Source organism: Enterococcus malodoratus ATCC 43197, from assembly GCF_000407185.1.
In the GTDB taxonomy this organism is placed as follows: Bacteria; Bacillota; Bacilli; order Lactobacillales; family Enterococcaceae; genus Enterococcus_A; species Enterococcus_A malodoratus.
On the sequence record NZ_KE136482.1, the window covers coordinates 223,737 to 235,852 of the forward strand.

13 protein-coding genes are annotated in these 12,116 nt (G+C 40.9%); 8 read left to right on the forward strand and 5 right to left on the reverse strand.

Going from position 1 to position 12,116, the window contains the following annotated elements; translation table 11 throughout:
• Positions 1-32 precede the first annotated feature (32 nt).
• The gene (locus I585_RS10935) at positions 33-812 is read right to left on the reverse strand and encodes an ABC transporter permease (protein ID WP_010741836.1); all 780 of its coding nucleotides are present in this window, start codon (positions 810-812) and stop codon (positions 33-35) included.
• Positions 813-824: 12 nt separating this feature from the next.
• The gene (locus I585_RS10940; RefSeq protein ID WP_010741837.1) at positions 825-1,535 is read right to left on the reverse strand and encodes an ABC transporter ATP-binding protein; all 711 of its coding nucleotides are present in this window, start codon (positions 1,533-1,535) and stop codon (positions 825-827) included.
• 244 nt (positions 1,536-1,779) lie between these two features.
• Here I585_RS10940 and I585_RS10945 point away from each other — a divergent pair, with 244 nt between their 5' ends.
• The gene (locus I585_RS10945; RefSeq protein WP_010741838.1) at positions 1,780-2,106 is read left to right on the forward strand and encodes a hypothetical protein; all 327 of its coding nucleotides are present in this window, start codon (positions 1,780-1,782) and stop codon (positions 2,104-2,106) included.
• Between the two features lie 69 nt (positions 2,107-2,175).
• Here the strand turns inward: I585_RS10945 and I585_RS10950 are convergent, their stop codons facing one another.
• The 3 genes from I585_RS10950 to I585_RS10955 all read right to left on the reverse strand — a co-directional run bounded on the left by I585_RS10950 (position 2,176) and on the right by I585_RS10955 (position 4,385).
• Entirely contained in the window at positions 2,176-2,454 is a 279-nt protein-coding gene (locus I585_RS10950; protein WP_010741839.1) for a hypothetical protein, read from the reverse strand.
• Positions 2,455-2,601: 147 nt separating this feature from the next.
• A complete protein-coding gene (locus tag I585_RS23655) occupies positions 2,602-2,796 on the reverse strand; it encodes a helix-turn-helix domain-containing protein (RefSeq protein WP_244265991.1) in 195 nt (64 codons plus the stop codon).
• Positions 2,793-4,385 carry a PrpR N-terminal domain-containing protein gene (locus I585_RS10955; RefSeq protein ID WP_010741840.1) on the reverse strand — a complete coding sequence of 531 codons (1,593 nt, stop codon included), beginning with the start codon at positions 4,383-4,385 and terminating at the stop codon, positions 2,793-2,795. Before I585_RS10955 ends, I585_RS23655 begins: the two co-directional genes overlap by 4 nt.
• Before the next feature lie 168 nt (positions 4,386-4,553).
• Between I585_RS10955 and I585_RS10960 the strand changes: the two genes are divergently transcribed.
• From I585_RS10960 to I585_RS10990, 7 genes are all read left to right on the forward strand, one after another.
• Positions 4,554-5,789 carry a four-carbon acid sugar kinase family protein gene (locus I585_RS10960; RefSeq protein WP_010741841.1) on the forward strand — a complete coding sequence of 412 codons (1,236 nt, stop codon included), beginning with the start codon at positions 4,554-4,556 and terminating at the stop codon, positions 5,787-5,789.
• A gap of 21 nt (positions 5,790-5,810) precedes the next feature.
• Entirely contained in the window at positions 5,811-6,968 is a 1,158-nt protein-coding gene (locus I585_RS10965; RefSeq protein ID WP_010741842.1) for an iron-containing alcohol dehydrogenase, read from the forward strand.
• A gap of 19 nt (positions 6,969-6,987) precedes the next feature.
• Complete coding sequence (gene dapA, locus I585_RS10970) at positions 6,988-7,884, forward strand: 4-hydroxy-tetrahydrodipicolinate synthase (protein WP_010741843.1); 897 nt, start codon at positions 6,988-6,990, stop codon at positions 7,882-7,884.
• A 16-nt stretch (positions 7,885-7,900) separates the two neighbouring features.
• Entirely contained in the window at positions 7,901-8,926 is a 1,026-nt protein-coding gene (gene pdxA / locus I585_RS10975; RefSeq protein ID WP_010741844.1) for a 4-hydroxythreonine-4-phosphate dehydrogenase PdxA, read from the forward strand.
• An 11-nt stretch (positions 8,927-8,937) separates the two neighbouring features.
• On the forward strand, positions 8,938-9,390 hold the full coding sequence (locus tag I585_RS10980; RefSeq protein ID WP_010741845.1) for a NanQ anomerase/TabA/YiaL family protein: 453 nt from the start codon (positions 8,938-8,940) through the stop codon (positions 9,388-9,390).
• A 14-nt stretch (positions 9,391-9,404) separates the two neighbouring features.
• On the forward strand, positions 9,405-10,571 hold the full coding sequence (locus I585_RS10985) for a sialidase family protein (protein ID WP_010741846.1): 1,167 nt from the start codon (positions 9,405-9,407) through the stop codon (positions 10,569-10,571).
• A 173-nt stretch (positions 10,572-10,744) separates the two neighbouring features.
• Entirely contained in the window at positions 10,745-12,025 is a 1,281-nt protein-coding gene (locus I585_RS10990; RefSeq protein ID WP_010741847.1) for an SLC13 family permease, read from the forward strand.
• Positions 12,026-12,116 lie beyond the last annotated feature (91 nt).

Sequence of the window (12,116 nt, forward strand, 5' to 3'; positions counted from 1 at the left end):
ATCATTTCCTTTTATTATACCGTTTCAAAGGGCTATTTTATATCCACTCTTTTAAAAAGCAGCGAGGCTAGTGCCAAAAAGAGACTGATAATTGCGAGTGTGGAGAGCAGGGCAGGGAGTAAATGCTCGGCCTTGCCAGCAATCAGATTGTTGCTGACGGAGAGAGCTGAGTATTTTAAAAAGGAAAAAGTATTGGCACCGATCAAATAATTGACTATAAACATGCCGATCAGTGCGGTCACAAAGGTAGTAAACGGCGACAAATATAATCCAGCCAAAAAAGTAACCGCCATAAATAATGATAGATGAAGAAAAATAAATAGAATACTTGCCAAAACTTCCGGCAGTTCGATCATTCCCGATTGAAAATGCCCATTTCCGATACTCGATTCGGCAATAAACAGATAATAACTTCCGGCAATAACTAATGTAAACAGGATAAATGCACAAGCAGTAACCGTCATCAAAGCTAAAAACTTAGCGACAATGACACGGCCTCTTTTGCCGACCCGCAGCAACGTCATTTTTATTTGCCCGCTGGAAACTTCACCTGAAAATTGAAACGCAGCGACTAAGATAAGCAGGATTCCCCAGATACCAAGCATGCTGAAAAAGGCCCAAAGCGTATTAATAAAGTCGAGACAGGCAAACTGACTATTTTCAGTCAAGCCATCGCCAGTCAAAGTCAAGCCGCCAGTTGAAAGGGCAAACGACATAATCACTACTAAAATCGAAGGGATCAGCAGAATCAAACTATTTTTTCTTTTGAGCGTTTTAAGAATCTCCATTTTATAAATTGTCCATATTTCCATTTTTTTCTCCTCCTATTTCATCAATTCAATCAATTGGGCTTGCTGATTTTCGTAGTGCGTATTCTGGTCCGAGTAGCTGATGACTCCGTTACTCAAGACTAAAATATTATCGGTCAAGTCACAGACTTCCTGCATCTGATGGCTGGAAAAGAGAATCGCCGTCTTGCGTTCGCGGCAAAGTTTTCGCAGCAAATCTTTGACTTCCTCTACACCAATCGGGTCCAAACCAACAAACGGCTCATCCAAAATCAATAATTCTGGTTTAGTGATCAGCGCCAGAGCTAAAGCAAGCCGCTGCTTCATTCCAAAAGAAAAGTTTTTAACCTTTTTACGTGCAGCATTGCTCAATTCAACGAATTCCAAACTTTCTTGAATGACCTGCTTACGGTTTCTCTTAGGAATCGAGTCAATTAAACGAACGGAGAGCATCAAATTATCGTAAGCATTCAAATCTTCATAAAATTGCACATCCACCAATGAGCCGATCTTCATTTTGGTTCTTTTGTCCGCAGAATCTAAGTTCCGCCCCTTAAATGTCATTTGTCCGCGATAGTTAGCGGTGAGACCTAATACACATTTCATTAAAGTTGTCTTTCCAGCACCATTACGGCCGAGCAGTCCAGTGATTTTTCCTGGTAGTAGCTGCAGGTCGATTCCTTTGAGAATTTCATTTGACCCATAATTTTTTTCAAGATCGTTAATTTCTAAAATTGTTGTTGGCATGTTTTTTCCTCCTGTTCCTGTTAAATACAGTATAAGGAGGGAAACTTGCATAGAACTGGTCTTAACCTTAAAGTAACCTTACAAATGGAAGTATTAATTTAACGAATTTTATTCCTTTATTTAATACTTTGGTATAATTAAGGTGAGAGACATCCTATGAGTCTCAATGAAATAAAATGTTAATCGTTAATTTTAGCTGATTTAGTTTTTAGCGAATGGATTTATAAAAACGGGGGTGGGCGAAGTGGCGAATGTATTTCGAATTCTTGGACCAATTCTGGTGATAGGGTTGATTTTATTGATTGTGAAGCAATCGAAAAAGACAGAGGCTGAAATCGTTGAGTATGATTTGATTGTCTCGATAAAAGTGGAACCCGCGCCCAATATTATTCAGCATGCAAAAATAAAAGAGGCGGCTACTTGGGAAGTTTATGGTAAAGGTGTTTTTAGGGGAAAGTCGGTATTAAAAAAGGATGAAATGAAGGCACTGCTGAAAAAGGAATTATGCTTAACTGAAGAAAATATTATTGTAGTGGATGCGACAGACAGTTTTATCAAGTCAAAAACGTAAACTACGACCGTCAAAAAGAGGAGGACTTTGGAATAGTTCTCCTCTTTTTGGTCTCTCAAAATAGGTTGATTAGTGCAAATATAACCATGAACCGATGGCGATGAAGGATAAAGCGATGAGATAGACAAGCATGCTAGCAAATTGAACAATGATTTCTACGCTTCCATTCTCGGAACTTCCCTTGTAAAAGAGCAGAAATAAATTATATTTGCGGAAAATGAATACTCGAATAGCGGCGATTGCACAGATAATACCGACTAAAAATAGAAATAAAGGGAGACAGATAATTGACGTTTGCTCTAGAAAAACACAAAGGGCGATCAAAAAAAGATAGATATATTTTTCCAAAGATCACTTCACTCCTTTAGCTTGCTGCTTCTTTTATATTATAAGCAATCCAAAGGAACATGCGCCGCGTTCAAACGAATCGACCATTCCAATTTTTAACACATTGTAAAAATCTAGGGAAAAGCTCAGCAAAAATAGCTGATTTTTTTAATCTTCTTTTAGATAGCGCCAAAGCGTTGTCCGGCTGATTCCTAACTGTTCAGCGGTTTTGGTTTGATTGCCATTGTTTTGCTCCAACACATTCAAAATGATTTCCTTTGAATAATCGAAAAGGGTAGGTTTCTCTACCTTTGTTTGTAAGGTGAAGCTTCCCAGATGTGAGTCCGAAAAATTTTGGATCAAGCGTTCTTTCCTGAGTAACTGGATGACCTGATGCTCGGAAATGTAATGAGTAGTGAATTTATTACCAACTCTTTGATCGCCGCCTGCAATTGATTGAAATTTCCCGGCCATTCGAAGGCCAAAAATTCTTTCAGCGCGTTGGGATCAAAACCGATCACCTCTTTGTTGCATTCAATGTTCATTTTATTTAACAGAAGTGTTGTGATAACGCTGAGCTCGTGTTTGCGTTCCTTGAGCGGCGGTGCATAGATACTGGCGCAGTTTAACTCGAAAAGAAGACGATTATAGATTTTTTCTTCACTGACGTTATTGGTATTATAGGTAAATAATAAGTTGTTTCGCTGTAACAGCTTCGTATTTTTGACGATCGTAATCAGCTGTTCAGCGTCTCGTACAGAAAGCTGTTCAACATTTTGAAACAGCAGAGTGTTGTGTTCGTCAACTAACGGTCCGTTCGTGGGATTAACTAAAAATTTCCACATTTTATCGTTCATCAATTTGGCATCGATCGAGATCAATTGATTGTTATGCATCTCCTGATTCAAAAAAGCTTGATAAGCGATACTGGACTTCGCTGTTCCGGTTTCGCCAACGATAATGAGGGCGCTGTAAAAATTATTGACCCGCTGCAATTCGCGTTTCGTTTCCTCTTGGATAAATTGGGTGAATAGAAGTTTCGTTGTAAAAATCTCTTCGACTTCTGATCGTTTTTGATAAAAAATACCAAAGCGATTGTTGATGATCGGCGGTGTTGAAATCTTCAAGTTGCAGCTAAAATAAATCCGATCGTCCACAACTATTTTTTTGACCAAAATCATGTAGACCCTGTTTCTAAAGGTATGATAGTATTGATTTTCATCTGTCATATCTTTTTTTGTGCTTAAGAATTTGGCCATCGAGCTGGATAGATCATGCGAGACATTTGCGGCATGAACATCAAAGGACTCGTCAAAAATGACAAAATCCTGCTTTTGCTGCTTGAGACTTTCTTCCAAAACTAATTTTTCATGAATCACTCTTTTCAATTGTCTGGCGATAGTTAATGCTTCTTGATAGGCATGTTTGACACTTTCAAAGCCAGAGGTGATCAAAATCGTATTGATTGATTTGGTTAATGCCAACCGATTCGTGATCGCATCACATAGAATCATTTCATAGTTTTCATCAGCCAAAATATCCAGAGTCATACTCGCATCGGTCAACTCATCCAAGGTGATGATCTTGATGTTGTAGCCCAAAATATCACAAAGCAGGTGCGCCGTTTCGGTGATACTGGCATAGCCGACAATCGCGAAGTTCTCTGTGTAATTTCTGGCCAGCCGAATCGTCCCGAGAATATCATAAATGGAAATCGATACGTCAATCACAGGAATAGAGACGACTTGGCGAATCAAATCAGCTGTTCCGCCGCGAGAGATAATCGCATCGTAGTTATTACCGAAAAGCTCGGCCGCAATTTGTTGGCCTTCTTCCAAGTCGGCTGTGTAAATATCGGACTCTACTTCTTTGAATTGTTTGCTGACAATACTCATTGAATTATTCAGCTCTTCATAAGGGGCAATGCCTAAAATTTTGATTTTCGCTGACATGTTGTACCTCCTTGCGTTTCATATAGGAACGATTATACCTCGGATTTTTGTATATAAATATCGATTTTTTGAAAACGTTTCAAAATTAAACGATTTTTTTCTTTAATGAATATCCAAGACAGGGCAAGCAAGCTAGAATGAAACCATGAAATCTAAGGTGGTGAACGGATGATAAAGCTGCTAGTTATCGCAGATGATTTTACGGGAGCCCTTGATACGGGCGTTCAATTCTCTAAACAAGGGATATCTACAGTAGTTTCAACCGATACAAATATAACGTTTGGTGAAGTAGATGAAGATATTGATGTTTTAGTCATCGATACGGAAAGTCGTTACTTAAGCTTTGAAGAAGCCTATCAATTGATTCATACAATAATTGTAAGCGCTAAAAAAGAAGGAGTACCTTTTATTTATAAAAAGGTCGACTCTGCTTTACGGGGAAATATTAGTGCCGAAATCAAAGGCCTTCTTGACGCCAGCGAAAAATCAGCGATACCATTTTTACCGGCGTATCCTGAAATGAAGCGCGTGTTGATCGATGGCGATTTATATATTGATCAAGTACTGGTTTCCGAAAGTATCTTTGCAAAAGATCCCTATGAACCAGTAATCGAAAGCAATGTGCTGCGGCGATTGAAAAAAGAAGCGGATATCGATGGTCAATTATTGAAAGACAAATTGCCTGAAAAGCTTGAAGGTGTCTTAGTCTTTGATGCTGAAACGAATGAGGATTTAGAGCAGCAAGCAGCCCTTTTAGAGCAGGCGGAATTATTGTCACTCTCGATCGGCTGTGCAGGATTTGCGCAAGTATTGGCCGCAAAATTGTTTCCTAAAAAAGAAACAAAAAAATATGCTTTAAAGAAACCACTCGTAGTGATTTGTGGAAGTATTAATCCGATCACAAGAAAACAAGTGGATTACGTTGAGCAGCAAAATTATCCTAGAGTTTCATTGAGACCGCAGCAGTTGCTGCATTCTAATTATTGGTCAGATGACGCTGGGGAAAAGGATGTCGCTCAGTATCTATCTTTAATGAAAGAACATCCTTTAGTCATTTTTGAAACATTGAGTGAAGAGACTAGTCTGGGAATCGAACAGCACGGTCAAGAACAGGGAGTCGCTCTTTCAGATTTCCGTTTCAGGATCGGCCGATCATTAGGTGAGTTGACCCAGGCGATTTGGTCAAAAAAAACGGAGAATACGTTCCTGTTCACTGGAGGAGATACTTTGTTTCAGTCAATGAGTGTATTGGAAATCAATCAGATCAAACCAATCGCTGAAATCAGCGCAGGTGTAGTCCTATCTTCAATTGAATGGAACAATCAGGAAATTCAAGTCATTACTAAATCAGGCGGCTTTGGTAATGAAAAACTTTTTGAAGAAATTAGCCGCCTGACAAAATAGAAAAAAGCTGGAGGAAGAAAGATGCTTGTAGATTACAGTTTAAAGATGCCGAAAAATATTATCGCTGGCGAACATGCGATTGAACAATTAGCAGAAATCATTTCGAAGGATATCCAAAAGATCGTGATTTTTACCGATAAAGGGATTTTAGGTGCCGGACTAGTAGATGCACCTGAAGCGGTAATCGAAAAGGCCGGTGTGGAATATACGATTATTTCGGAAATTCCCGCAGAACCTAATTATCATGAAGCGCAAGCGATGGTTGACGAGTTCAAAAAAGAGCAGGCTGATTTCATCATCGCTATCGGCGGCGGCAGTGTGATGGATGTAGCCAAGCTTGCATCGATTCTAGCAACGGACGACTATAAGGTCAAAGATTTGTTGGATGATCCATTGTTAGCAAAAAAACAAGTCGCTAGTTTAATGATTCCGACTACAGCGGGTACAGGTTCTGAAGCAACGCCGAACAGTATCGTTGGCGTACCAGAAAAAGAATTGAAAATCGGGATCGTAAACCCTGAAATGATCGCGGACTACGTGATTTTAGATAGTCGCATGATCAAAAACTTACCAAAACCAATCGCTGCCGCAACTGGAGTTGATGCTTTATGCCATGCGATTGAATGCTTTACATCGGCTAAGGCGAACCCGATCAGTAATACTTTTTCATTAGAAGCCCTTGATTTGATCATGAACAACCTGGTTGAAGCGTGTACGAATCCAGACGCATTGGAAGCAAAAAGCAACATGCTCCTAGGCTCATTTTACGCCGGAGTAGCCATCACTTCCTCTGGAACAACTGCGGTCCATGCGCTTTCGTATCCGCTAGGCGGAAAATATCATATTGCTCATGGTGTTTCTAATGCGATGCTGCTAACACCAGTGATGACGTTCAATCAGCCGGCAATCAAAGAATTATTGGCGATCGCTTACGATCGCGTAGTAAAAGATGGCGATAAAGCGTTATCCGTTGATGAAAAATCAGAGTATATGATTAATCAATTGGAAGAGATCGTTAAAGTTTTAGAAATTCCAACAAGCTTAAAAGAATTCAATGTTCCGGCAGAAGATTTAGACGGTTTAGTAGCTGCCGGTATGGAAGTCACTCGTTTATTAGTTAACAACAAGCGCGAAGTTACACCAGAAGACGCGAAAAAAATCTATTTGGAAATTCTATAAAAGGAATGAGGCAGAAAAAATGACAGAAATCAAAGGGATCATCTCTCCGATTTTAACACCGATGCATGATGACGAAAGCGTCAATTATGAAGAGTTTCGAGTACAAATCAATCGTATGCTGGATGGCGGGATTCATGGAATATTCGTTTTTGGAACCAATGGAGAAGGCTACATTCTTTCAGAAGACGAAAAAATAGAAATCATGAAAACAGCCGTAGAAGAAGTGAATGGGCGTGTTCCTGTTTATGCTTCAACTGGTCTTGTTGGAACCAAAGATACGATCCGTTTATCTCAAAAGGCTAAAGAGGTTGGGGTCGATGTTCTATCAATCATTACACCATCTTTCGCGGCGGCATCACAAGACGAGCTGTATACCCATTTTAAAACAGTTGCTGAAAATGTTGATATGCCGATCGTTTTATACAATATTCCAGCACGGACAGGAAATGCGATTGCACCAGCAACTGTTGGGAAACTAAGCAAGATCGAAAATATCATCGGTGTGAAAGACAGCAGCGGAAACTTTGATAACATCCTGCAATACATCGAACAAACGCGCGACTGTGAAGACTTCGCGGTACTTTCAGGCAATGATTCGTTGATTTTATGGACTTTATTGGCAGGCGGACAAGGCGGAATCGCAGGCTGTTCAAATATTTATCCATACGTAATGGCACAAATCTACGAACAGTTCTTAAAAGGAAATATCAAAGAAGCAAGAACGTACCAAGATTCGATCCGTTCATTTAGAGATTGCTTCAAATACGGCAATCCTAATACGATCGTCAAACATACCGTTGGTTTATTAGGTTATCCAGTTGGAAAATGCCGTGCGCCGTTTAATCAAGTAGCTGAACAAGCGACCGAAGCATTGCAAAAGGTGATTATTGACAATCAAGAAAAAGGCATGAAATAAAAAGGGGGTAGTCAAGATGAAAAAAATCATTGGGATCACGATGGGCGACCCCGCAGGCATTGGACCTGAAATTGCGATCAAGGCCTTAAATAAAGCAGCGTTATATGATCGCTGCAAACCGCTTTTGATCGGCGATAAAAGTGTGCTGAACCACTATCTAGAAAAGCATCCGGACTTAAATCTTACGGTGAATGTAGTGAACAAGCCAAGTGAGGGGAAATATACCTTCGGAACGATCGATTTAGTTGATTTAGGTATCGTGGACATGCAGAATTTGCCGATTGGTGAAGTATCGAAAGTCGGCGGGAACGCGGCCTTCCAATATGTTAAAAAGGTCATTGAGCTGGCATTAGCTAAAGAAGTCGATGCTACTGTAACGAATCCATTGAATAAGGAAGCCATGAATGCGGCGGGCCATCATTATGCTGGACATACTGAGATCTATGCGGATTTAACAGGAACCGAAAAATACACGATGATGCTTGCAGATGGAAATTTACGAGTAGTGCATGTTTCGACACATGTTTCTTTGAGAGAAGCCTGTGATCGAGCGACCAAGGAGAGAGTTTTAGATGTAATTCGCATTGCTGACCAAGCGTGCAAAAATCTAGGAATCAAAGAACCGCGCATCGCAGTGGCGGGACTAAATCCTCATTGCGGGGAAAACGGACTTTTCGGTCAAGAAGAAATCACCGAAATCAATCCAGCAGTAGAAGCGGCACAAGCAGAAGGCATCAACGCGTATGGATCATTGCCAGCGGATACAGTCTTTTCGAAAGCCAACGGCGGCATGTATGACATTGTTGTTGCAATGTATCATGATCAGGGGCACATCCCGTTAAAAACTTTAGGGTTTGTTTATGATCAAAAATCAGGTGCTTGGGAAGCGGTCAAAGGAGTAAATATTACACTTGGACTGCCGATTATTCGCACCTCGGTTGATCACGGCACGGCTTTTGACCAAGTCGGAAAATGGACCGCCAGCGAGTTCAGTCTCGAAAATGCGATTGATTACGCGATTCGTTTAGCTGAAAACGTGTAGGAGGTCAAAAAATGATTATTGATGCCATAGCGAATTTGAGTCACTATACTAAGTTATTTCCGACAATTCCTGAAGCCTTAGAGACAATGAACAGCATCGAACATCAGGAGTTGGGTAAAAAATATTTTTTCAAGGGTGGTTACTTCTTCTTTCAAGAAGGAGCGACCAAACCGATTGAAGAAGCGCAATTTGAGGCGCACCGTAAATACGCAGATCTTCAAATCGTTTTAAAAGGCGAAGAATACATCGCTTGGAATAAATTAACTGATTTGACGGAAGTTTTGCCCTACGATTCCGAAAAGGATGTACAAAAATTCGTTGGACAAAATACCCACAAGATGAAAATATCCGAAGGGATGGCCTATATTTGTTTTCCTTGGGATGGGCACCAAGCGGTTTTCCATGTGGATCAGCCGCTGCACTTTATGAAGGCTGTTATTAAGTTAGAACTTAATACAAAATAAAAGGAGGAAAAAGTATGACGAAGGAATTACCAAAAGTAAGACAGTCAGAACCAAATGGAATTACGTATCGGGATGATTTTTTAAATGTAGATTTTGCTTTGATCCCAACAGGCGGGAATGCGACTGCACATGCACCAGCATTGATTGAAACGGAAGATGGCGGAATGTTGTGTGCTTGGTTTGCCGGAAGTTTTGAAGGCAGCGGGGATATTTCTATCGCTGTTTCAAAATTAGATCCGGAAACGCAAGTCTGGTCAGAAGCAGAAATTGTTTCTAAAGGCGAAGATCGCAGTGAACAGAACCCGGCCTTTTTTAGAGCACCAGATGGCGAGATCTGGTTGATTTATACTTCTCAATTGAGCCGCCAAGAAGGCAAGGATAATATGCAGTTTACATCGATTATTATGGTTCAGAAATCGAAGGATGAAGGCCAAACATGGAGCGAACCAGAAGTACTCTTTGATAATGAAGGAACCTTTTCAAGACAAGCAATCCAAGTATTAAGTAACGGGCGTTGGATCTTCAGCACTTGGTTATGTGAAGATTCTCCTGAAGGCTTGACCAATGATCCAACAGAATTCCAAGTTTCGGATGATCAAGGAAAGACTTGGAAAGCAGTCCGGATGCCGGATAGCAGCGGGCGTGTTCATGCCAACTTGAACGAAATGGAAGAAGGCCATTTAGTCGCATTTATGCGTAGTCGCTTTGCGGATCATGTGTACAAGAGTGAATCGTTTGATTTTGGCGATACATGGACAGTTCCAGAAGCAACCGTCTTACCGAATAATAATGCTAGTGTCAGTGCAATTAAGTTGCAGTCTGGTGAAATCGCTTTAGCTTATAATGTGAACGCTGCCAACAATGCAGAATTTGGAGTGGTGGCTTGGCCAGGATTACGTAATCCGGTTGCGGTATCTGTTTCTGAAGACCACGGTAAAACTTGGCCGGTGGGCAGAATCTTTGAACCGGCGGAAGGCTATATCGGGATTGAAAACAAAACGAACAATTCACAGCATGAATATCCAACTTTGTATCAGGATAGTAAAGGGTTATTGCATTTAGTTTATGCATACAAAAATAGACTATGCGTGAAGTATATTCGTTTCACTGTTGAAGAATTATTTGGTGAAAAAAGAGAGGCGGAAGGCGTCTATAATCCAACCTCTGGCGAAGGTGTTTAAAGAAAATATGCAGTTAAATGTAAGGTTATAAAATTCCAGCATCAGTGTGTTGCGCTGCAGAGCGACCGCTGCTCAGGACTTAGAATTGCGTTTACCGTTGAGAGATCAGAAAGCTATTTACCTAATGCCTCAACAACAAGTGAAAAACAGTTTTAATAAAGGAGAATACAAAAATGACAATACAAATGATTCTCGCCCTGGGTATTTTGATCTTCATGATCGTTTTGATCATGTCGGACAAATTGGCCTTTGGCGCACCCCCATTGCTGGCCTGCCTTTTATTGGTAGTCACTGGTTTATCGACGGTTCAAGAAGCTTTTGCAGGATTTATTAATTCAAGTGTTGTAATGGTTGCGGGATTTATGGTTGTAATGGCCGGCTTGATGAAGACGACCTTGATCAGTCGCGTACAGTCAACGATGATCGCCTTGGTCAACCGCGGCGGGTATAAAAGCTATGTGCTCTTATTGATCGTCGTTATGCTAGGTGCTAGTCTGACCGGTTCAGGCTCAACAGGATATTATGTACTTATTTTATCATTGGTTTCAATGATTCCTTATAACAAGAAAATGCCGACATCTAAATTAATGATGCCGTTGGGATTCGCCACAAACCATCCGTTACTGCCTTTCAACTGCGCACTTTTTTATGGAGTGACTGTCAGTGTTTTAGAAACGGCAGGATATAAGGATACTATTTCAATGCCGAAATTCGCAGTAGTCAACTTTATTTTGGCAATGGGCTTTCTGATCTGGAGTTTAGTTGCCTATCGCTTATTACCAGACCACGAAATAACCGAACCGGGTGAAGAAGATAAAAACGAGACGCAAAAAGCCGAAATTTTACCCGCTTGGAAAGAAAATACGACAATTGCACTATTTATTCTCAGTGTTGCCGGCATGATGATGATGAATACTTTAGGTGATGCTTCGTATGTTATTCCCGGCCTGGCAGGCGCTGTCATACTTGTGATGCACGTTTTAGACTTCAAAGAAGTGCGTGACAGCATGGGCGCACCAGTGATCTTGATGATGGCTGGAGTAATCGGGGTTGCGGATGCATTAGCCAATACTGGATTCACCGCAATGATCGGCGATCTTGTGGCGGAAACACTGGGAACAAATATCCATCCATTCTTTTTGATCTTGATTTTTGCTTTACTGACAAGTACTTGTGCAACTTTTACAGGGTCAAACATGGGGTCGGTCTACATCTTCGCGCCAATCGCGATTGCGACCAGCATCAGTCTAGGCCTAAATCCTGTTGCAGCAGCGACTGCTGTCGTAATCTCAGGCTGGAATGGCGGGTATATGCCTGTTGATGGAATGCCGGCCATGATTTTAGGAATGGGTAAATACAAACTTCCTGAATTTTGGCTTTATTCCGTTCCGATGTATCTGATTCGAATCGTGGCCTTGTGTATTGGGGCCGTTGTTATGTTTCCTTTCCGTTAAAGGGATTGAGAAAAAATTGAATCACATAAGGGAGTAACTGGCAACGAAATGTTGTGACAGCATCACCAAGACTGAAAGAAATTTCTGGTGC

Bases quoted from the DNA above. Each gene is read 5' to 3' on its own strand.
- I585_RS10935 (WP_010741836.1), bottom strand. From the start codon at position 812: ATGGAAATATGGACAATTTATAAAATGGAGATTCTTAAAACGCTCAAA.
- I585_RS10940 (WP_010741837.1), bottom strand. From the start codon at position 1,535: ATGCCAACAACAATTTTAGAAATTAACGATCTTGAAAAAAATTATGGG.
- I585_RS10955 (WP_010741840.1), bottom strand. From the start codon at position 4,385: ATGTCAGCGAAAATCAAAATTTTAGGCATTGCCCCTTATGAAGAGCTG.
- I585_RS10960 (WP_010741841.1), top strand. From the start codon at position 4,554: ATGATAAAGCTGCTAGTTATCGCAGATGATTTTACGGGAGCCCTTGAT.
- I585_RS10965 (WP_010741842.1), top strand. From the start codon at position 5,811: ATGCTTGTAGATTACAGTTTAAAGATGCCGAAAAATATTATCGCTGGC.
- dapA (WP_010741843.1), top strand. From the start codon at position 6,988: ATGACAGAAATCAAAGGGATCATCTCTCCGATTTTAACACCGATGCAT.
- pdxA (WP_010741844.1), top strand. From the start codon at position 7,901: ATGAAAAAAATCATTGGGATCACGATGGGCGACCCCGCAGGCATTGGA.
- I585_RS10980 (WP_010741845.1), top strand. From the start codon at position 8,938: ATGATTATTGATGCCATAGCGAATTTGAGTCACTATACTAAGTTATTT.
- I585_RS10985 (WP_010741846.1), top strand. From the start codon at position 9,405: ATGACGAAGGAATTACCAAAAGTAAGACAGTCAGAACCAAATGGAATT.
- I585_RS10990 (WP_010741847.1), top strand. From the start codon at position 10,745: ATGACAATACAAATGATTCTCGCCCTGGGTATTTTGATCTTCATGATC.